Source organism: Tetzosporium hominis (assembly GCF_002265435.1).
In the GTDB taxonomy this organism is placed as follows: Bacteria; Bacillota; Bacilli; order Bacillales_A; family Planococcaceae; genus Chryseomicrobium; species Chryseomicrobium hominis.
Genome location: NZ_NOKQ01000220.1, coordinates 275,880 through 296,945 on the forward strand (window position 1 = coordinate 275,880; position 21,066 = coordinate 296,945).

General features: G+C 46.6%; 18 protein-coding genes. 15 read left to right on the plus strand and 3 right to left on the minus strand.

The annotated features are described in order from the left end of the window. Positions 1–273 precede the first annotated feature (273 nt). The 14 genes from CF394_RS11015 (at position 274) to CF394_RS11085 (ending at position 15,374) form a co-directional block, all read left to right on the plus strand. Entirely contained in the window at positions 274–954 is a 681-nt protein-coding gene (locus CF394_RS11015; RefSeq protein ID WP_094943664.1) for a hypothetical protein, read from the plus strand. Continuing rightward, the gene (locus tag CF394_RS11020; protein WP_094943665.1) at positions 951–2,264 is read left to right on the plus strand and encodes an efflux RND transporter periplasmic adaptor subunit; all 1,314 of its coding nucleotides are present in this window, start codon (positions 951–953) and stop codon (positions 2,262–2,264) included. Before CF394_RS11015 ends, CF394_RS11020 begins: the two co-directional genes overlap by 4 nt. A 116-nt stretch (positions 2,265–2,380) precedes the next feature. Next, complete coding sequence (locus CF394_RS11025; RefSeq protein ID WP_094943667.1) at positions 2,381–2,644, plus strand: YhdT family protein; 264 nt, start codon at positions 2,381–2,383, stop codon at positions 2,642–2,644. Next, positions 2,641–4,083, plus strand: coding sequence for a sodium/pantothenate symporter (gene panF / locus CF394_RS11030; RefSeq protein ID WP_094943668.1), 1,443 nt, complete (start codon positions 2,641–2,643; stop codon positions 4,081–4,083). The genes CF394_RS11025 and panF overlap by 4 nt, the downstream gene beginning before the upstream one ends. A 16-nt stretch (positions 4,084–4,099) precedes the next feature. Next, positions 4,100–5,020, plus strand: a complete 921-nt coding sequence (locus CF394_RS11035; protein ID WP_094943670.1) for a DMT family transporter — start codon at positions 4,100–4,102, stop codon at positions 5,018–5,020. A 341-nt stretch (positions 5,021–5,361) separates the two neighbouring features. Further along, the gene (locus tag CF394_RS15960; protein ID WP_207761711.1) at positions 5,362–6,366 is read left to right on the plus strand and encodes a hypothetical protein; all 1,005 of its coding nucleotides are present in this window, start codon (positions 5,362–5,364) and stop codon (positions 6,364–6,366) included. Positions 6,367–6,633: 267 nt separating this feature from the next. Then, complete coding sequence (gene sigI, locus CF394_RS11045; RefSeq protein ID WP_094943671.1) at positions 6,634–7,344, plus strand: RNA polymerase sigma-I factor; 711 nt, start codon at positions 6,634–6,636, stop codon at positions 7,342–7,344. Continuing rightward, positions 7,341–8,264, plus strand: a complete 924-nt coding sequence (locus CF394_RS11050; protein ID WP_094943673.1) for an anti-sigma factor domain-containing protein — start codon at positions 7,341–7,343, stop codon at positions 8,262–8,264. Before sigI ends, CF394_RS11050 begins: the two co-directional genes overlap by 4 nt. A gap of 399 nt (positions 8,265–8,663) precedes the next feature. Continuing rightward, positions 8,664–9,698: an N-acetyl-gamma-glutamyl-phosphate reductase gene (gene argC, locus CF394_RS11055; protein ID WP_094943674.1), complete on the plus strand. Its 1,035-nt coding sequence runs from the start codon at positions 8,664–8,666 to the stop codon at positions 9,696–9,698. Between the two features lie 27 nt (positions 9,699–9,725). Beyond that, entirely contained in the window at positions 9,726–10,949 is a 1,224-nt protein-coding gene (argJ, locus tag CF394_RS11060) for a bifunctional glutamate N-acetyltransferase/amino-acid acetyltransferase ArgJ (RefSeq protein ID WP_094943732.1), read from the plus strand. Next, entirely contained in the window at positions 10,912–11,721 is an 810-nt protein-coding gene (gene argB, locus CF394_RS11065) for an acetylglutamate kinase (RefSeq protein ID WP_094943676.1), read from the plus strand. Before argJ ends, argB begins: the two co-directional genes overlap by 38 nt. Further along, positions 11,714–12,838, plus strand: a complete 1,125-nt coding sequence (gene argD / locus CF394_RS11070) for an acetylornithine transaminase (protein WP_094943677.1) — start codon at positions 11,714–11,716, stop codon at positions 12,836–12,838. The genes argB and argD overlap by 8 nt, the downstream gene beginning before the upstream one ends. A gap of 166 nt (positions 12,839–13,004) precedes the next feature. Next, positions 13,005–14,129: an NADH-dependent flavin oxidoreductase gene (locus CF394_RS11075; protein ID WP_094943679.1), complete on the plus strand. Its 1,125-nt coding sequence runs from the start codon at positions 13,005–13,007 to the stop codon at positions 14,127–14,129. Between the two features lie 486 nt (positions 14,130–14,615). Further along, complete coding sequence (locus tag CF394_RS11085) at positions 14,616–15,374, plus strand: LysM peptidoglycan-binding and 3D domain-containing protein (protein ID WP_094943682.1); 759 nt, start codon at positions 14,616–14,618, stop codon at positions 15,372–15,374. A 398-nt stretch (positions 15,375–15,772) separates the two neighbouring features. Here the strand turns inward: CF394_RS11085 and CF394_RS11090 are convergent, their stop codons facing one another. Then, the gene (locus tag CF394_RS11090) at positions 15,773–16,330 is read right to left on the minus strand and encodes a helix-turn-helix domain-containing protein (protein WP_094943683.1); all 558 of its coding nucleotides are present in this window, start codon (positions 16,328–16,330) and stop codon (positions 15,773–15,775) included. A gap of 315 nt (positions 16,331–16,645) precedes the next feature. Here CF394_RS11090 and CF394_RS11095 point away from each other — a divergent pair, with 315 nt between their 5' ends. Then, positions 16,646–17,701, plus strand: a complete 1,056-nt coding sequence (locus CF394_RS11095; RefSeq protein ID WP_243370813.1) for a C40 family peptidase — start codon at positions 16,646–16,648, stop codon at positions 17,699–17,701. A 68-nt stretch (positions 17,702–17,769) separates the two neighbouring features. Here CF394_RS11095 and CF394_RS11100 read toward each other — a convergent pair whose 3' ends face one another. Beyond that, positions 17,770–19,440, minus strand: a complete 1,671-nt coding sequence (locus CF394_RS11100; protein ID WP_165767538.1) for a S8 family peptidase — start codon at positions 19,438–19,440, stop codon at positions 17,770–17,772. 125 nt (positions 19,441–19,565) lie between these two features. Then, positions 19,566–20,957: an N-acetylmuramoyl-L-alanine amidase gene (locus CF394_RS11105; protein ID WP_165767539.1), complete on the minus strand. Its 1,392-nt coding sequence runs from the start codon at positions 20,955–20,957 to the stop codon at positions 19,566–19,568. Positions 20,958–21,066: the final 109 nt, after the last annotated feature.

Below are 21,066 nucleotides of genomic sequence, written 5' to 3' on the forward strand. Positions count from 1 at the left end.
CCGCCGCTAGATAGATGCTTTTACTGTTTTATGAGAACAACTGATAGAGAATCACCGAAACCGTGGAGCCCACCACTCCAAATACGATATCCCCCCAACTGAACGACAAGTCGAGCCATTGCCGCATAGTAATCCGCCCCTTTCTGTTATTAAAGTAGTCGTCCCGCTCTGAAAAAAGTTTCACGAAAATTAATTTCATTTTTGAACCCTTTTACATACGTCCCTTGAATCAAAAATATGCTAGAATTATCCTTATGGATGAGGAGGTCTATCATGTTTTTAGAATTTCATTTTTGGCGGTATTTTTTCACCAGAGGCTACTTGTTAGAGAACCTCGCTGAAACTGAAACCATTCGAGGATTTAGAAAACGCGTGGGCGTTGTGCTGGTGTGTACTATATTGTTATACATACTCATGGACGTGTGGGGGATGACAACCACATCACTTACATCCATTTACGTGCTTGGTTTCTTAGATACATACGCGATTGCGCGCTGGGTCTCGCTGTTTGCGATCGTCCTTTGGGCACTCGTCTATTTCAGTTTTCATTTCTTTGGAGTCAGTTATTTGTTGCATCTTCTCACGAAAATTCCAGTTCGGATCGCAGCCGTCATGCAGCTATACGTGATTGCCACTCTATTAATCGAGAAGACCTTGCTGTTTTTCGTGTTCGCTTTGGTCGGATACACGACACATCTCTCGTTCTTATCCTTTGGCCCATTAGCTGCCCAATTTTTAGATCATAGTTATTTTCACTATTTCTTTAATCAATTCTCAGTATTTACTGGCGTTGTTATCGCCATCCAATTACAATTTTTACGCCGTTTCACAACGGTCTCAACTAAAGTCTTGTTAGTCATTCTAATCGGAATGACCATCCTGTTCGCAGCAGTCGTCGCACTCATCAGTGTGCTGCCGATTGACCGCTTGCTGCCGGGAGGTGCGCTAGGATGAAGACACGATTGTACATTATAGGTCTTTCCATTGCCATCACGGCTTTTGTCGCAGCGAATGCGATTCTTGTGTTTAAAGAAGATAGTATCGTGGCCCGCAACTACTACATAGAAGATCATGTACGAGTAGCAGAAGGGGACTACAAACGCGAACTTGAGAAAGAAGCGGTAGCCGTACCGACGACTTCATTTTCGCTGGCTGTCAATCGAGAAGATTTAAAAGACGTCCTCGTGGAACAAGGTGACGCTGTCACAAACGGACAACCTATCGCTACTCTAGATACAACGGATATCGATCAGCAACGTGCTGAGTGGGATGCTCGCTCGGGAGCTTATGAGACTGAGCTTCGTGAATTGAATTCCGTTCTTTCCACACTTCGAACTGCTAAAAGCCGTTCGAATTCAACAACTTCAGCTCGTGGGACTTCGACAGGCCGTGGAAGTTCTACTGATGAAGTAGTAGATGTAACGGTTACTTCCAATGTAGACGTCGAGATTTCTGAAGATGCTACTTACGACAGTGCAATGGCGGCAATCGAAGAAAAAATTGCAGAAGTCGAGCGTGAACTGGCTGTCGTGGATGCCCAACTCACAAGCACATCGGAAGCTCCAGAATTCGTCAGCCCGATTGACGGTGTCGTCGAAAAGATTGAAGAGTACGAAACGCAAGTCATCGTTCACGTAACTCCAAACGAAGCGACACTCGTGACATTCGTCGAAGAGAAGAACTGGCATGAGATTGAACCCACTCAACCGGTTCAAGCCTATTCTACCCATCTGGCAAAATTCTATTCAGCTGAAACGTCTGGTAAAGGAACCGTTCCGGTCACAGATAACCGCTGGAAAGAAATCCACGGTCAATTTGAAGAACAACCGGATTTGCCACTTTACGAAGTGCAGATTACTCCTAGTGAAACCATCACGGAGTTGCCATTCGGTGCGAATGTAAACGTGACAATCACAATCGATGAGGCAACTGGTGCTATGCGCCTTCGAGACGACTGGACGATTGTGCGCGATCTCGAGTACGCAGAAATTTATTCAATCTCGCAACAAGGCACGATCGGTCGCATCCCAGTGACGATTGCGTTCGATATGCCAGAGACTCAATCGATCATTGTGAGCGGCGGTTTGGTGAACGGACAACTTGTGCTCGACGACAAATTCCGTCGCAACAATGCACCTGCTTTCTTGCCACACCCATTCGAGCTACCAAGCTGGGATAGCGTGAAAGCCCTGGGCTGGCGTGACTACTTGGCATTCCTGCTTCACCAATACAAAGATGCTCCGGTTGAAGAACCGGTTGAATAAATGGATGGCCACCTTCTCTGAAGGTGGTTTTTGTTGAAATAGAACTAAGGGTATTCTTTTCGAAGTAAGCATGACACTAGTACATACAAATTTAGACAAACGAAAGAAGGGACGTCATGGATCCGCGTTTCAAAATTGCGCACCGGGAAGCAAAGATCGGTGTCGGTATCGCCATCGCTCACTTCTTGTGGTGGTTCGGTTTCGCATATGGTCTCGGAAGCCGACCGGTCGAAGAGTACAACTACATCTGGGGCTTTCCAGATTGGTTCTTCTATAGCGCCATCGTAGGATTTATTTTAATTTCTATCACGATTGTTTTCGTCACGAAGTTTGTGCTGAAAGAAGTGTCGTTTGAAGAAGACGGGGAGGCAGATCGATGAATTGGCAAGTGATTGCACCACTCGTTTTCTTTTTAGTGGCTATCTTTGCGACAGGCTGGATTGCCAGCCGGCAACGTGACAAGTCATCAGGTTTTTTAAATGATTATTTCCTTGGGGGGCGTGAACTTGGTGGCTTCGTCCTGGCGATGACCATGGTCGCTACATATGGTAGTGCTTCGAGTTTCTTAGGAGGACCTGGAACGGCTTACACGATGGGCTTTGGTTGGGTACTGCTTGCGATGACGCAAGTGGTCACCGGGTATTTCGTTCTGCTGATTTTAGGGAAAAAGTTCGCCATTCTAGCGAGACGATACCAAGCCTTGACGCTCATTGATTTCTTGAAAGCTCGCTACAACAGTCCAGTCGTGGCCATTCTTTCCGCATTCGCCATCGTGATTTTCTTGTTCTCCGCTATGACAGCGCAATGGGTCGGAGGAGCACGTCTGATTGAGACAGTCACTGGACTGAGCTATACATCGGCCTTATTTATTTTTGTCATTTCTGTTCTTGTGTATGTGACGACAGGTGGTTTCCGAGCTGTCGCGCTAACGGATGCCGTGCAAGGAACCATTATGGTCATCGGGACTACGATTTTGCTCATTGCGGTCATCATCGCAGGGGGCGGAGTACCGAACATCATGCAAGACTTGCTGACTGAAAATCCAAATCTCGTCACGCCATATGGAAGCAACGGCAACTTATCAGCTGCTTATGTATCCTCTTTTTGGATCTTAGTTGGTGTCGGGGTAGTCGGACTACCGCAAATTGCGGTTCGAGCGATGTCGTATAAGACTTCTCGCGGAATGCACCGAGCGCTTGTCATCGGAACCATCGTGACCGGTTTCATCATGCTGAACATGCACTTGATCGGTGTGTTCGCACGTGCCGTGAAGCCAGGAATTGAAGTCGCAGATACGGTTATTCCAGTCATCGCACTTGACATCCTACCACCGTGGCTTGCTGGGATTGTGCTTGCCGCACCACTTGCTGCAATTATGTCTACAGTCGATTCGCTCCTGCTTCTAGTCAGTTCGTCCGTAGTGAAAGACGTCTATCTTGGCTACATTCAACCGAACGCTTCGATGAAGACGGTGAAGCGCATGAGTTTTGGAGTTACTGCAGTGCTTGGAACGATTGTCTTCCTGCTAGCTGTGAACCCTCCAGAGCTACTCATCTTCTTGAACCTGTTCGCATTCGGAGGTCTAGAAGCAGCGTTCATATGGCCAATCGTTCTTGGTCTCTACTGGAAATACGGCAACAAGTACGGAGCTATCGCTTCAATGGTTACCGGTATTGGAACCTATATCGCACTGCACTTTTACAATACAGCGAACGGGAATTTGCTCGACATTCACACTGTGGTCATTCCGGTCGTGCTGTCGCTCATTGCTTACATCGTGTTCAGTCTAGCGATTAAGCGCGAAGTCTATCGCTACTAAAGAAAGGAGGCGGACCATGAGCAGAGCGAAAATTTACTGGATGCTCGTCGGTGTCATGTTCGCTTGGGGCGCAAATGTCCCGATGCTAAAGTTCATCGGAACCCATGTGCCGCCAGTCACCGTAACAGGAATTCGAATCTTGATGGCGAGCCTAGCCGTGTTCTTGATTCTCAAATTCTTAAAAATATTACGCCTTCCTACGAAGCGCGAATGGAAATACATCTTGGTGGGCTCATTGACGAACGTCTTGCTGCACCACCTGTTCTTAAACCTGGGGTTAGCAGTGACCTCTGCAACTTCTGGAGGGTTGATCCTTGGAATGGGCCCGATTTTAACAGCGATCTCGGCAGCCATCTTTTTAAAATACTTCCCATCGAAGCTGCAGTGGCTCGGCTTGCTGCTAGGGATTTCAGGAGTCACGATTGCGGTTCTAGTCGGATCGACAGGGCTAGATACCAATATCGGGGACCTCTACATTTTCATCTCGATTTTGTCGCAAGTACTGAGCTACATGGTCGTCGTGAAAGCCGCACGAACTCTTGACCCACGCGTGATGACAGCCTACATGATGGGAGTCGGATCGATTGGGCTCATCATTACGAGTCTGATTCTGGAACCAGGCGGTATGGTCGAATTTCTCGATGCACCACCTATGTTCTGGCTTATATTCTTAGCGTCCGGTTTGATTTCCACAGCGCTCGGTCACATGATCTACAACTATGCGATCGGTCAGGCGGGAGCTACCCAGTCTGCCATCTTCATGAACTTGAATCCGTTGTTTGCGATGATTCTTTCTAGTATTTTCCTAGGCGAAATCTTGACGATTCGTCACATAGTAGGCTTCTTGTTCATCGTAGCGGGCGTCATGCTCGGCTCCGGAGCTGCCGAAGACCTCTACAAAAAGCACAAAGCGAAACGAACCACTTCTGTCGTCTGACGGGGGTGGTTATTTAGTTTTAGATGTGGAAGGCGTTCGTAACTCGATTACTCTAGATGTGGAGACTCAACTAGACATGAAATGATGTCTCAAGGTCTTACTAGTAAGATCTTTAAGACTTAAAGGACTTTCTAGAAAGTGCTTAAAAGATTAAAGAGATTTTTTTCCACAAAACGGTAAATTAAACCCATTATCATAGGTCGCTACCCGTAGATCATACAAACCGGATGAGTCGAATTACCTGAAAATTCAATATTACCCCCAAAAACTTTCTAGGTCCTCACGAATAGATACGCGTACACCGTTCAAGCGGTGAAATTCTCTCTATGAGGTGATGAAAGATGAAAAATCGTAAGTGGAAACGCATGACAGCTGCAGCTATGATCGCGACTATGACAGTAACGGGCGCATCTTATGCATGGGCAGACGAATTTAAATCTGTATCAATGACTGACGTAGAAGACGTAACAGAGGCTCCAGTTGTGGATCCAACAGACGTTGAAAACGACAACCTATACGAAGAGACAGCGCCAACTTCTGAAGAACTCATCGCAGTTTACGAAGAGCGCATCGCCAAATTGAACGAATTGATTGCGATGATCGATGACGAAGAAATTGCTGCGTTGTTAACACAAGCCGTTGAACGTTTCGAAACGAAGATTGAAGAGCTTGGAACAGATGAAGACGAAACAGAAGAAGAGCCAACTGAAGGCGACGACGATACTGAAGTCGAAGAGCCAGGTGACGACGAAGAAACTCCAGTCGAAGAACCAATCGAAGAAGAGCCTGTTGACGAAGATACAGAGCTTGAAATGAAGAAAGAACAACTGGCATTCAAGATTGCCATCATGACAAAAGTATATGATCAAGTAGGAAGCGACCAAGCACGTGCCGCTATCCAGAAAAACATCGACAAATTCCAAGCGCAATTGGATGCATTAAACGAAGAAGCTCCAGTTGAAGAAGAACCAGTCGTTGAAGAACCTGTAATCGAAGAGCCTGTAGTGGAAGAGCCAGTTGCTGAAGAATCAACTGAAGAAGCTACACCAGTAGTTGCTCCAAAAGCTGAAAAAGGCAAAGCGAAAGCTGAAGAAAAAGCAGCAAAAGCTCAAGCAAAAGCAGAAGAAAAAGTAGCGAAAGCTCAAGCTAAGGCAGAAGAAGCAAAAGCAAAAGCTGAAGAAAAAGCAGTAGAAGCTCAAGCAAAAGCAGAAGAAAAGAAAGCTGCAGCACAAGCTAAAGCTGATGAAGCAAAAGCTAAAGCTGAAGAAAAAGTAGCGGAAGCTCAAGCGAAAGCTGAAGAAAAGAAAGCTAAAGCAGAAGAGAAAAAAGGTAAAGGCAACAACTAAATTTCGCTACTCACTCCTACTCCAAGAGGCGCCTCGGCGCCTCTTTTTCGTTTGTTAGGAACAAAAAAATTCCACTTTTCTTTCTAACGACCCCCAAAAATCCTACAACCTAATCGAATAGTACTATGTAGATCCATTCAAATATCATATTGAAGGTGCGGTCTATCCAATGACTCAATTTGGCAACCAACACAGTTCTGTTCTTTTCACTACAAGCTTCTATGCTAAAATAGAAGAGACGTGATTTAAACAGAACGGAGGGGTGCTATGCGTTTCGCCTTGTTTCCTAACCATGAAAAACACGAGCTGCACCTCGTGCAACAAGCAAAAGCAGGGGACGAGCAGGCTCTGCACGACTTGCTCGTTGCCCACACCCCTTTTATTAAAAAGACCGCTTCGTTCGTATGCAAACGAACCATCGATGAGCAAGACGAAGAATTCAGCATCGCTTTCCTAGCTTTCCATGAGGCCGTCGAAAAGTACGAGCCGGGAGCTTCAGCGAAACTGACGACGTTTGCCCATCTGATTATCAAGCGGCGCATCATTGATTTCATTCGCAAAGAAGTACGCGTGGCCCAAGCTGTATCGGGAGAAGCTGCGGATATCGAGCTCACCCACAAGGCAATGGACGCCTACAGCGAACATCAACTGAAAACGCAACGACAAGAAGATATCGCAAGCTACCAGCTGGCGCTCTTCCCATATAACTTAACCTTTGAAGAGCTTACCCGCATCGCACCGAAGCATGAGGACTCCAGGAGGACGATGATTGCCGTAGCGCGAATCATCGCAGATACTCCGGAATTCGTCGAGCATTTAGAGGCGAAGCGGACGTTGCCTTTAAAAGAAATCGAGCAGCTAGTCGATGTCTCTAGAAAGACACTCGAACGCCATAGAAAATATATTATCGCACTGGTCGTCCTATTGACAGGCGACTTTACAACGATTCAGCATATCGTGAAAGGAGGGACAGAATGATGACGCACTATGGAATTGTAATGGACGTGAAGGAAGACTATGCAATTTTCTTAACAGAAGACGGTGAATTCATGAAAGGTATTCCGGCTTCAGACGCTGAAGTGGGAGAATACGCGCATTTCACAGAATACAAACCGCCTTTCAAATTGACAAAATCTCCTGCGCTTGCTCCAATTCTAGCGATTGCGGCTACCATGGTTCTCATTTTTGGTGCATCATTCAGTAACGTTCCGGAAGCGTATGCCTTTGTAGAACTCGAGAACGGTGAACGCATCGAGCTCGGAATCGATGAAGAAGGCACGGTCATCTACGTCGAAGGAGTGGAAGATCATTTTTGGGAAGATAAAGCCCTTTCAAAAGTTCTAGTTGAAATCGTCGAAGAAAAGCCTCAAGCTAAGATCACTTACGACAAACCACGTGATGGTGCCATCGAACGCCGTATCACTACAGCCATCGAAGAAGCAGAAGAAGCTGTCGTGACGAACGAAGAACCTGTTGATGAAATCGAACCGGTCACTTCAGAACCTGTAGAGCTAGAAGAGCCAGTCGAATCAGACGAAGATCAAACAACCGAGCCTGAGGACGAAGACAAACCGGGCAACTCCGAAAAAGCGCCTGGCCAAACTGGCGAGACCCCAGGACAATCGGGGACAGCACCTGGTAAATCTGGACAGACTCCAGCTAATGGCGCGCAGCCTCCAGGAAAATCTGGTGAAGCTCCAGGAAAATCTGGCAACACACCAGGCAAGTCTGGTGACAACCCGGGACAATCGAAAGACAAGCCTGGAAAGTCCCAAGATAAAGCCTCAAAGAACGATGACAAGTCTCATAAAAAAGATGACAAGTCTAACAAGAAAGACGACAAACCAGGAAAGTCCGAATCGGCTCCAGGGCAACAAAAGAAAAACGATCACAAGTAAGAAGCGCCTCGGCGCTTCTTTTTTTTGTACAATCTACTTTTGATGGTGCCTGTCCCAAGTACAATTCAGATATTCACGACTATTTGCAGTATATACAATTTGGACCCGCATTCTTATGTCGCTCGTTAAATAAATATGAATTGTGTCTGTATAGTTTGGGGGACAGGCACCATTTGGAAACGCCTTCCACATCTAGAGTAATCGAGTTGCGCCTCCTAGAAATCCCCGTAAAATACCAACGCGTCTCATGAAGCCAAGAGCGCTTCACAAGCCACGTCGGCATTTTACAAAATTTCTGGACAGTCGGCTCTACATCTAAGGATTAAAATACAATTGACTTTATAATTATGCAGTCGTATACTAGAAAATAACTTGTTTGACAACGGAGCTGATCTCGCTATGAAAATTGGAATTATAGGGGCTACAGGATACGGAGGGCTAGAGCTTATTCGCCTTCTCACTAACCATCCTCGTGTCGATGAAATCCACGTGTTTTCCTCCTCGGAAGAAAATATACAAATTTCGCATAAATATGCACACTTAACGAATATTCTCGAACAACCACTTCAAGCAATCGAAACCGGAGCACTCAGCAATCTGGATGTTGTCTTCACGGGCACCCCAGCTGGAGTCGCTTCGACCATTCTCCCGCAACTTCTCGGAACAGGACCCAAACTGATTGATCTCTCCGGAGATTTCCGGATTCAAGATCCGACCATTTATGAACACTGGTACGGTAAACCGGCAGCACCAAAAGAAGCCGTAAAGCAAGCAATCTACGGACTTCCCGAGTGGAACCGGCGAGAAATCGCAAATTCTGAACTCATCGCAAATCCCGGGTGCTATCCGACGGCTACGCTTCTCAGTCTATTGCCGCTAATCAAAGAAAATTTGATTGATGCCTCGCAACTTTACACCGACGCAAAAAGTGGCGTATCCGGAGCGGGCAACAAGCCGTCCCAGCTGACCCATTACAGTGAACTTAACGAGAACTTTTCGATCTATAAAATCAACCAGCACCAGCACATCCCGGAAATCGAGCAGACCATTCGCACGATTGCAGGAAGCGAACCGCTCCTCACGTTCAACACTCATCTCGTCCCGATGACACGGGGGATCATGGCGACTAGTTACGCACCCCTCACGGATGGAACGACAGAGAAGCATCTGAAGGAAGCCTTGCATGAAGCTTACGACAGCGAACCTTTCGTCCGGGTATTCGAAGACAAACCGGTCTTCAATACGAAGCAAGTGTACGGCTCAAACTATTGTGACATTCAAATCGCCGTCGACCCGAGGACGAACCGGGCAACAATCATTGGTGTCATTGATAACTTGATGAAAGGCGCGGCCGGACAAGCCGTTCAAAATATGAATCTCATGTGTGGACTAGACGAGAAGGCAGGACTTACTGTCGTGCCGCTCATGATCTAGCTACAAAAAGGAGCACTTACTATGGAATTGACGATCACCCCAACACTCAAAAAAATCGAACGCAAATCGCTTGTTTCGCCGAAAGGCTTCACGGCAACGGGCATACACTGTGGTATCAAGCATAAGAAAAAGGATTTAGCCGTCGTCATCAGTGACGTCCCAGCATCGGTAGCAGGGGTTTTCACTACGAACGCCATCCAAGCAGCGCCACTAAAAGTTACAAAAGATGTTGTCTACAACACGAAAAAGATGCAAGCCATCCTCGTCAACTCTGGAAACGCTAACGCATGTACAGGAAAACAAGGTCACCTAGATGCACTAGCCATGCAGCAACTCGCTGCAGACCAGTTCGACATCCCAGCAAACCTAATCGGAGTCGCGTCTACTGGAGTTATCGGCGAACCGCTTCCAATGGCACCGATCATCCACGGCGTTTCGAAGTTGAAAGCAAACGATGAACTGACAGGAGCGCTTGATTTCGCGCAAGCCATCATGACGACGGACACGGTCATGAAGAGTACGTCTTATGCAACAACTATAGACGGTAAAGAAATCGTCATCGCAGGTGTCGCGAAAGGCTCCGGTATGATCGAGCCAAACATGGCGACGATGCTCGGCTTCATCACAACAGACGCTGCAATCGAATCGGAAGATCTGCAAGCGGCGCTATCTAGCGTTACAGAAAAAACATTCAACTCCATCACAGTTGACGGGGATACTTCGACGAACGACATGGTCCTGGTACTCGCGAACGGTTTAGCTGGGAACGACACACTCACACCAGCTCACCCAGAGTGGTCAACTTTTGTAGATGCGCTTGAAATGGTATCGCAAGACCTCGCCAAACTCATTGCGAAAGACGGGGAAGGCGCGACGAAACTTATTGAAGTGAACGTGACAGGAGCGGTTTCAGACGAAGAAGCACGCAAGATTGCGAAGACAGTCGTAGGCTCGCCACTCGTGAAGACTGCGGTCTTTGGTTGCGACGCAAACTGGGGCCGCATCATCGCTGCAGTCGGGTATAGTGGCACGCAGATCAATCCGGATACGATAACAATCAAACTCGGAGATATCTTGGTCGTCGAAGACAGCGAACCAGTGAAATTCTCAGAAGACCAAGCGATGAACTACTTGAAGCAGCACGAGATCTCGATTTCCGTCGACTTGCATCATGGGTCAGGTGAAGGACGCGCATGGGGGTGTGATTTAACGTATGACTACGTCCAAATCAACGCAAGCTATCGTTCCTAATTGCCACGTCATCAAAATTGGCGGCAGCACGCTCGCTAATTTGTCGCAAGCCTTTATCAAAAGCTTGAAACGCCGCGTGGAAGCCGGACAAAACCTCATCATCGTTCACGGGGGCGGTCCGGATATCAATAACGCGCTTGCTGAGCAAGGCATTGTTTCGGAAACGGTGAACGGGATTCGCGTGACGACTCCGGAGATGATTCACACCATTCGCAACATCTTGATTGGGGACGTCAATGCACGTCTAGTCGGTAAGATGAATGCTTCAGGAATTTCGTCGGCGGGTCTAAGTGGTTTCGATGGGGTGTTTGCTTCGAACTACCTCGACCAAGAGACATATGGCGAAGTAGGTGTCGTCACAGAAGTCAATGCGAAGAAGTTTCAGTTACTGTTGAAAGCAGGCATCATTCCGGTCGTTGCGTGTGTGGGTACTACAATAGAAGGAACTCCACTCAACATTAACGCAGATACTCTGGCATCGGGCATCGCAGCAGGTGTTCAGGCCGAGTCGTTATTACTCGTAACAGACACGCCAGGAATCAAAAAAGACGGGGAAACTGTTCGCTCTGTGAGTGAGCAGGATATTCGAAAGTGGATAGCGAATGGTATTATTTATGGGGGGATGATCCCGAAAGTGCAAGCTGCACTCGATTGCCTAGAAGCAGGAGTTCGTGCGGTGCAGATCACCGACGACACGCTCATGGGCACCACTGTCAAGGCCGTCAACCCACTACTCACGCGACCTATCAAGGAGGTTCACACGAATGCCTGAAACGACAACAACCAAAAGCCGCCTGTTCCAAAACTACTCGCGCCGTCCGATTGAATTAGTCAAAGGACAGGGCACGAAAGTCTGGGATGCAGATGGCAACGAATACTTAGATTTTATCGCCGGAATCGCCGTGCTCGCACTGGGTCACGCGAATCCAAAGATCAACGCCACACTTCGCGAACAGTCTGAAAAGCTCTGGCACGTCTCGAACCTGTTCGAAAGCAGTGGGCAAGAACGACTAGCCGAGCTTCTAACAGAAGGGACGCACTTCGAACACGCCTTCTTCTGTAACAGTGGAGCGGAAGCGAACGAAGCAGCGATCAAACTGGCACGCCGCCATACGGGCAAGCACCACATCATCACATTCAACAACTCGTTCCACGGCCGCACATTCGGTGCAATGTCCGCAACTGGGCAAGATAAAATTCAAAATGGCTTCGGACCGCTTGTTTCGAAGTTCACGCATGTGCCTTTCAACGACTCAGAAGCATTGAAATCAGCAGTCACAGAAGATACAGCAGCCATCATGCTTGAAATCGTTCAAGGTGAAGGGGGCGTCAACCCGGCGACTCCAGAATTCGCAGCTACCATCCAACAACTCTGTGACGACAACGGCATCTTGCTCATCATCGATGAAGTGCAGACAGGAATCGGCCGCACAGGCACGCGTTACGCTTACGAGCAAACCGTGTTGAAACCGGACATTGTGTCCCTTGCGAAAGGTCTAGGTGGCGGCTTCCCAATCGGAGGCATTCTGGGGACAGCTGAAGTCGGCGTCTCTTTGACACCTGGTTCCCATGGAACGACCTACGGAGGGAACGCATTGGGAGTGGCTGTCTCGCACACGGTCGTGTCCACAGTGTTTGAACCAGCATTCTTGCAAGAAGTGAAAGAAAAAGCAGCATACTTGGCAGAGAAACTTTCGGTGAAATACGAAGTGCGTGGTATGGGCCTTCTCATGGGACTCGTCGTGGGCGACAGCGCAGCGTTCGCAGCTGATATGCAGACGAAGGGATTGCTAGTCGTGCCAGCAGGGCCATCTGTAGTTCGCTTATTGCCGCCACTGAACGTTTCGTACGAAGAGTTAGATCAAGCAGCAGCTATTTTGTTAGCTTAATCATATTTGGATTAAAGCGCTCTGTGAACCGCTATCCACCTTGAGGTGCCTTTGGGGCACCTTTTTCAATTCCTTCGAAAGTCGAATAATTCGAGTCGCCTCACTTGAACTCCGTCCCTCACTTCAGTACGCTAAACTCAATGACAACCATGAAGGAGAGACGCACATGACAACCAACTGGCAACAACCACTCACATTACCAAACGGAGCAACCCTGAAGAACCGCATCATGATGGCTCCGATGACGACCTATTCTTCTGAAACCAACGGAGACGTCTCTGATCAAGAACTAGCTTATTATGCTCGCCGTGCGAAAAGTGGCATCGGCGCTGTGATCACAGCATGTGCATATGTGCAGCCACAAGGAGCGGGCTTCATCTATTCAATCGGTGCAGAATCCGACGACCGTCTTCCGAGCTTGAAGCGACTCGCTTCTGCCATCAAAGACAACGGAAGCACAGCTATCCTGCAGATCTTCCATGCAGGTCGCCAGTCAAACAGCAAAGTTTTAAACGGTGGCACTCCTGTATCAGCAAGTGCGGTCGCATATCCTCGGGATGGGGCAGAAACACCACGCGAACTAACAGCAGACGAAGTCGAAGAAACGATTCGTGCGTTTGGTAAAGCCACTCGGCGTGCAATCGAAGCGGGATTTGATGGAGTCGAAATTCATGGTGCCAACACCTACTTGATCCATCAGTTCTTCTCGCCTCATTCGAACCGTCGCAATGACAAATGGGGAGAGGACCGTTCTGCATTCCCACTAGCGGTCGTTGCAGAAGTGAAACGTGTTGCAAAAGAGTTCGCACCAAGTAACTTCATTATTGGTTATCGCTTCTCGCCAGAAGAGAACACAGACCCGGGCTTTACAATAGAAGAAAAGCTCTCGCTGATCGACAAATTAGCTGACCAAAACTTAGATTATCTTCATATTTCGCTTGGAGAGTTTTTCGATCAATCCTATACGGACGAAACGGGCACACCTCGCATCGCACGATTTGCTGAAGTGATTGATGGACGAACTCCACTAGTAGGCGTCGGTTCTCTCAATACGAATAGCGATATCGATCGAGCAGCTGCTTCCGGATACGCAGACCTGTTCGCCATCGGACGTCCTATCGTGACGGATCCAGAATGGTATCCAAAACTAGTCGAAGGCAAAGAAGACTTGCTATTGACAGAAATCGACCCGACAAACCAAGATGCACTCGATATTCCGGATGCTTTATGGGAGAAAATCTTAAACGTAACAGGCTGGTTCCCAGTCAAACAACCAACTGAAAAGCACTAATTGGAGGAGACAAGCCTACGCGCTTGTCTTTTTTCTATGAATCTAGTTGTCGCAGTACGTAAAATCATGTTCTTCGAACGTTGTCTCGTTGTCCTCGGACTCCAAGAGTTTGCAGACCACAGAGAGCGCTCCGCGGACCTCACGGAATATTACAAGGACATAAAACCTAATTCCAAAGACTTCAGCCTCAATCAACTACTATTTCAAACACGACACAACCAAACCACATCAACTTCTCAAACTAGCAAACCAAACATCCTATCCCGCTCAAAAGAATTCCTTTACCCCACTTTTGTATTACAAAACATTAAATGGAGTCTATTAAACTCGTTTTCTGTAACACTCTTGTAACATTAGTTAACTGTGTGACCTATTTCACATAAAATAGCATGAGAATTGAAAGTTTACTGCAATGATTCTGTTATTCTCCTGAAATAGTAACGTGGTACGATAGTACTCGTTAGTGAAAAGGAGGAAATTCATACTATGAAAAAACAAATCGTTGCACTAACCGCTTTCGCAGGTTTACTATTTGGAGCCGCGACATCAGCATCAGCAGCAGAAGAAACATACACAATCAAAAGCGGAGACACATTATGGTCTATTTCTCAAAAATACAATGTAACAGTTCAAAACTTACAAGACTGGAACAACCTTTCGTCTGATCTAATCTTTCCTAACCAAAAGTTAGCGATTGAAGCATCAGCAGCGAAAGCTCCAGCGCAACCAGCTCAGAAGCCATCAAAATCAGATGCTTCTTCGTACACAGTGAAAAGTGGAGATACGCTATACCGCATATCTGTTAACCACGGTGTATCAGTAGCTGACTTAAAAGGATGGAACGGTCTGTCATCAGACTTGATCTTCCCTGGACAAGTATTAGCAGTTCAAGGTGGTAGCTACACGAAACCTGTCAGCAACCCGACACCACCAAAACAAACGTCTCCTGAAGCAGTGAAAGAATTCAAAGTGGAAGCAACAGCTTACACGGCGTATTGCTCAGGTTGTTCAGGTGTAACAGCTACAGGAATTGATTTACGTGCCAATCCACATCTAAAAGTCATCGCAGTAGATCCAAAAGTGATCCCGCTAGGTTCACGTGTATGGGTTGAAGGTTATGGCGAAGCGATCGCTGGAGACACTGGCGGCGCTATTAAAGGTAACAAAATCGATGTCTTTATCCCGAACCAACAAGATGCTCTAAACTGGGGTCGTAAGACAGTAACAGTTAAAATCTTAAAATAAATGAGTGCTCCCACAGCCAATAAAGGGCTATGGGAGCATTTTTGTATATTTTTTTATTGGTGCCTGTCCCCCAAAATATACAGACACAATTTATCTTTACTCACCGAATAGCACAGAAATGCACCTTCAATTTGCATATCTATTGAATAGTCACGAATGTTCGAATAGTTTTTGGGACAGGCACCAAATGGAACACGCTTCCAATTAAGTAGCTCCACAGCCAGGCCTGATTTTCACAAGATTTCTAGAGTGGCGTTCTCTACATTTCTCTATGTCCAGTTGCATCGGCGAGAAACCCATTCAAAAACCGGACACACTCTATGAGGCACAGTACGCCTCACAGAGTATGCCCGGTTCCCGAGAAGTTTCTGAGCCCGCCGATTCCACATTTCTATGTACTACCGCCAATTAGCCGTCATAGCCCAAATCGCAATGGCGGGTTTGGTGCCAGGATTGAAGAAGCGGTGAGGGAGCTCGCTGTCGAAGAAGATAGCATCGCCTTCAACCAGCTCAAAACGATCACTGCCGACCTCCACAATCAGAGTACCTTCTAAAACATAGCCACACTCCTCGCCTTTGTGCTGGATGACTTGGTCTTCGACCGTATCACCTGGATCGACTACGAGTTTGAAGAAGCCGATGTCTTTTCCTATGCTAGGAGAAAGCAAGTGGTATTCGCTATTCGGTCGAATCCGTTTGACGACAAGTTCATCATCTTTCTTATAGACATTGACACGCTCGCCGTCTGTCTGATCGAAGAAGGCGAAAATCTGGACGTTCAAACTGTTGGCCAGATTCCATAATGTTTCAAGGGAGGGGGAGACAAGACCTCTCTCAATCTGAGAGACCATACTTTGACTGACGCCTGCACGCTTGGCAAGTTCTTCTGATGTGATACCCAGTTCGCGGCGCATCATACGAATGCGGCGACCGATTTCGACCTTTGGAAATTCCAACTACTTCACCTCTCGAATTAAATCGTTCTCCTTCTATTGTCTTATAAAGTCTAAAAATATACAATATTCAAATTTAATAAATAGTTACAATTTAAAAGTTGTCCTAATAAAGAATGAAAGCTACTATATTTAACCGATTTTTATAGAACTAAACATGAATTCGGCATTTGTAACGTAACTGTAATATAACTGTAACTATAAAAATGTACTGTATCTGCTAATATTGAGCTTGTAGAAAAAATTCAAAAAACAACTTTTCGATTCAATGCCTGATCAGCATCTAGAATCCACAAAAACTTATGAGGTGACAACGACTTGAAGAAGCGAATTGTATGGATGATTATTGCTGTACTACTTTTTACAGCTACACCATTTATGTCTAACGAAGCACAAGCCAGTGGAACAGCAACTCAAGATGAGATTGTAAACTATGCGAAACAATTTATCGGAGTACCTTATAAGTGGGGCGGCACATCGCCTTCTGGATTCGATTGCTCAGGATACACTACATATGTATTCAACCAAAAATTCGGATTTAACTTACCACGTACATCAGGTTCACAAGCTGGGGTCGGATCAGCGGTCTCAAAATCAAACCTTCAAAAAGGTGACTTAGTATTTTTCAGCTTCACAGCTGGTAGCTCTAGCGTAGGTCACGTTGGGATTTACATCGGAAACGGTGATTTCATCTCTGCGACTAGCTCAAAAGGAATCGCAATTGAAGACTTAAACACAAACTCTTACTGGGCACCACGTTATATTACTGCACGTCGTGTACCGGGCGTAACTTCTGGTACAACTCAAGTTTCGAACCCAGCTCCAGCTCCTAAGCCAGCACCACGTCCTGACCTACCAAAAGGTGAGTACTATGACGTGTCTGACAAGCACTGGGCTAATAAAGCCATCACAGAATTAAGCTTAGATAACATCATCTCTGGTTACGATGGTTCTGAATTCCTTCCACAGAAAGATGTTTCTCGTGCAGAAGCAGCAGTTATGATTGCTAAAGCTCTAGGATTAAAACCAGTTTCAGGTTCACAGTTCAAAGATGTTCCAACATCTCACTGGGCTTCAGGTTACATCAATGCTCTAGCACAAAAAGGAATCGTTAGCGGACGTCCTGAAGGTTTCGTACCAAAAGGTGACATCTCTCGCGGCGAGATCACAGTGATCTTGACTCGTGCGTTCACAATGTCAGCAACGACTTCAAACGTAAGCTTCTCAGATGTTAACAACCACTGGGCTAAATCAAGTATCTTGAAAGTAGCTTCTGCTGAAGTAGCAAGTGGATACGAAGATGGCACATTCAAGCCAAACGCAAGCGCAACACGTGCTGAATTTGCTCAATTCGTTTACAACTCAATCAAATAAGACAATTCAAAAGGACTGGCAGATGCCAGTCCTTTTTTTGTACCTATATAATAGGAAGAAACTCCAAATTAATCTGCTTGTACCGAATAAAATGCGTTGTACAGCATCAAAGCAAATTCTGCTCTTGTAACAGCTTGCTCCGGTCGAAACGTCTGATCTTCTGGATACCCCACCATGATTCCGTACTCGGCGATCGAGTCAATCGCTAGGCTGTAATACTTCTCGGGGGACACATCTGGAAACATCGATTGGGTCGTCGCTGGAGGAAGCTCTAGTGTGTTCGAAAGAATCAATGCTAAATCGCCACGCTTGATACCCGATTGAGGGGCAAAACGTGTCGCACTCACTCCTTTTACGATCTGCTGCTCAAAAGCATAAGAGATAGGAGAAAAGGCGAAAGAACCTCTCGAGACATCTTGAAAATACGATTGTGTAGTAGCTGGCCAGTTTAAGGCTCGTCCTAATATCGAGACAGCTTGTGCTCGAGTCAAAGGATCGTTCGGTCGAAACAGTCCATCTGGAAAGCCGGCGATGATGCCTTCATCGTACACTTTTTGCAGCGCTTGTGAATACCAAGCGGAAGCTTTGGTGTCAGGAAACAAGCCGGGAGGTTCTTTTACAGATTGGATCAAGCCAAATCCGTAAGTCGAATCACGACCTCGTGGACCATAATCTTTTGCGTTCTGTTGCATCAGTTTTCGAATCTGATCATTTGTCAGCGTCGGGTACTCTTGCATATACTGAGCCGCTATCCCCGCCACAAAAGGCGCTGCCATGGAAGTGCCGGTCTTTAGGGCATAGTCTTCCTGAGTCGTAGTACCTGTCAAGACGGCGGTTGAATAGATGTCTTCTCCAGGCGCTACGAATTCTTGGGAAGGGCCTCGGAAAGATGAGTAATAAATGGAATTGTCTTTGGCAAGCGAACCGACTGCGATGACACTCGGGTATTGCGCAGGAAATTGGACATCATAGTTTCGAATATTCCAGCCATTCCCCGAAGCCGCTACTAACAGAATCCCTTCATCATAAGCCTTTTTCATCATGTCACGAACCCCTAAACCATCTGGACCAGCTAAGCTCATATTAAGAATATCCATATCATTATTTATGGCCCATTGAATGGCTTTTAACAAGTTTTCACTTGGACTAGAAGTACCTTCCCCAAATATCCGAATCGAATACAAGTCTACTTTCGGGGCGACACCTCGAACGCCGATTGAATTCGCTTGTGCGGCTAAGATACCTGCTACGTGGGTGCCATGTCCTGTGGAGTCTCGTAGATGAGAGCCTGTTACAAAACTGACCCCACCGACTACGCGAAGGTCCGGATGCTGCGCATTGATTCCGGAATCGATGACGCCTACTTTAATTCCGTCTCCCCGGTATCCTAGAGCGTACGCTTTGTCGGCTAAGACAGGCTTGTAGCCCCAATTGGTCGTTTCAGCTGTCTGGTAGAACAGATCATCTTCAGGGTAAGGCGTGATGGCGATGTCTTCCTCGGCAAGTTGGAAAGTAGCGTAGGAATCAGTGGGAGGGAGAGTTGCAACGACGGACGAGATAGCAGGGAGGTCGGCAGTGATCGTCGCTCCAATGGCTTTCAAGTAGTCATAATCAATCGCTTCGTCAAACTGAATAAATACTTTTTCTGGGTCGGAAGTTTCGGCAGGGGAGGCATAAGCGGTCGCGGAAAGACCTGTAAGGGTGACGAGTAGGGTGAGAGTGAGAGTGGTACGTTTCATAGGCGCTGACCTCCTGCATGCAGTTTCTTTCATTATATAGCAATACCCTAAGAAATAGCTGTGGTAACACGAAAAAAGAAATAATTTGTCGCAAAAAAACACCCCCGTCTCCGGAGGTGTAAAAGTTACTGTTTGTCGCGCCAATTGTAGTAATCTACGATACCATCAGCAATGGCTTGAGCCGCTGCGTCTTGATAAGTAGCGTTTCCTAACTTATAAGCATCTGACGAATTCGTCAAGAAGCCAAGTTCGACTAGAGCTGCTGATAGTGGGTTCTTGTCGATGACACGGTAGTCCGCATCTTTCACTCCACGGTTATTGTGTTCCATCGCTTTATACAAACGGTTTTGAATGAATGTAGCCAATTGCTTGCTGTGTTCAGCGCGTGGATCAAGTGCTGAGGAATAGAACGTTTCAGAACCACTTACGCTTGAATTGTTAATGGCATTCGCATGGATTGACACGAAAGCGTCTGCACCATTTTGAGCGCCGTATGCTGCACGGTAGTCTAAGCTGTGAAACACATCTGTGCGACGAGTCATCAATACAGTGATGCCGCGAGCTTTCAACTTCGATTCAACGCGAAGGCCGACGTTCAAGTTGACGTTCTTCTCTTGAAGACCGTTGTACACAGAACCAGGATCCGAACCGCCGTGACCTGGGTCAATTACCATGATTCTTGTATCGCTTGCAGCAGGTACTTTAGATAAGTAAGACGTGCTTACATAACCAGTTACAGAGCCGAATGCTCCGTGTGCCCAGCCGTTTGCGATCCCATAAACTTTGAACTGATCACCTTTGTTCATCTTGCCGACAATCGTGTAGCTCGTTCCAGGACCTTTGCGAATATTTAGAGCATCCACAGTAGATTGATACGTATCGATGACAGGCATTTCGAAAGAGACTTTAAATTCTGGATTGATGGCACGAGCAATGAACATCGCGAACTGACGGCGGTTTAGTTCCGCGTTCGGGCTGAAGTAGCCGTTTCCAGTTCCTGCAGCCACACCATTTGTAGCGATCTTATTAACTGCTAGGTAAAGGCTGTTTGTGTCTGTGCTATAAGGAACATCTTTGAATGAAATCGCTGATGTTGCTGAATATTTAAATGCGCGGCTCAGCATGTGAGCCATTTCGCCACGTGTCATAATTTCTTTTGGCTTAAATGTGCCGTCTGGATAACCTGAGATGAACCCAGCTTTGTAGGCACTGTCGATATAACCTGATGCATAACTGCTTTTTGTAACGTCCGGGAATGAAGTGTTGCGTTGAGTTCCGTCTAATTTCAAAGCACGACCGATCATAGTGGCCGCTTGTTCTCGTGATACGGCCATGTCAGGGCTATATGTAGTAGAAGAAGTTCCCGCAATATAACCGCGTTCGTATAAATAGATAATTTCATGATCCGTCGAATTGATATCACGGAAAGGAGTTGCTGCCGAGGCAGGAGAAGTAGTTGATAAAAAGGCCGTGAATGCAAGGAGCAGTGACATCATTAGTAGTACAAATTTCTTCATAGTAAGCATTCTTTTAAAAGAAGCTCCTTTCATTTGGTATAAACACTACCATGATAGTAACATGAAATTCAGATAATTGAGCAGATTACTTGCAAAATAAGAAAATTGT

Excerpts from the sequence above, each read along its gene's own strand:
- CF394_RS11015 (WP_094943664.1), top strand. The coding sequence starts at position 274 with ATGTTTTTAGAATTTCATTTTTGGCGGTATTTTTTCACCAGAGGCTAC.
- CF394_RS11020 (WP_094943665.1), top strand. The coding sequence starts at position 951 with ATGAAGACACGATTGTACATTATAGGTCTTTCCATTGCCATCACGGCT.
- CF394_RS11025 (WP_094943667.1), top strand. The coding sequence starts at position 2,381 with ATGGATCCGCGTTTCAAAATTGCGCACCGGGAAGCAAAGATCGGTGTC.
- panF (WP_094943668.1), top strand. The coding sequence starts at position 2,641 with ATGAATTGGCAAGTGATTGCACCACTCGTTTTCTTTTTAGTGGCTATC.
- CF394_RS11035 (WP_094943670.1), top strand. The coding sequence starts at position 4,100 with ATGAGCAGAGCGAAAATTTACTGGATGCTCGTCGGTGTCATGTTCGCT.
- CF394_RS15960 (WP_207761711.1), top strand. The coding sequence starts at position 5,362 with ATGAAAAATCGTAAGTGGAAACGCATGACAGCTGCAGCTATGATCGCG.
- sigI (WP_094943671.1), top strand. The coding sequence starts at position 6,634 with ATGCGTTTCGCCTTGTTTCCTAACCATGAAAAACACGAGCTGCACCTC.
- CF394_RS11050 (WP_094943673.1), top strand. The coding sequence starts at position 7,341 with ATGATGACGCACTATGGAATTGTAATGGACGTGAAGGAAGACTATGCA.
- argC (WP_094943674.1), top strand. The coding sequence starts at position 8,664 with ATGAAAATTGGAATTATAGGGGCTACAGGATACGGAGGGCTAGAGCTT.
- argB (WP_094943676.1), top strand. The coding sequence starts at position 10,912 with ATGACTACGTCCAAATCAACGCAAGCTATCGTTCCTAATTGCCACGTC.
- argD (WP_094943677.1), top strand. The coding sequence starts at position 11,714 with ATGCCTGAAACGACAACAACCAAAAGCCGCCTGTTCCAAAACTACTCG.
- CF394_RS11075 (WP_094943679.1), top strand. The coding sequence starts at position 13,005 with ATGACAACCAACTGGCAACAACCACTCACATTACCAAACGGAGCAACC.
- CF394_RS11085 (WP_094943682.1), top strand. The coding sequence starts at position 14,616 with ATGAAAAAACAAATCGTTGCACTAACCGCTTTCGCAGGTTTACTATTT.
- CF394_RS11100 (WP_165767538.1), bottom strand. The coding sequence starts at position 19,440 with ATGAAACGTACCACTCTCACTCTCACCCTACTCGTCACCCTTACAGGT.
- CF394_RS11105 (WP_165767539.1), bottom strand. The coding sequence starts at position 20,957 with ATGAAGAAATTTGTACTACTAATGATGTCACTGCTCCTTGCATTCACG.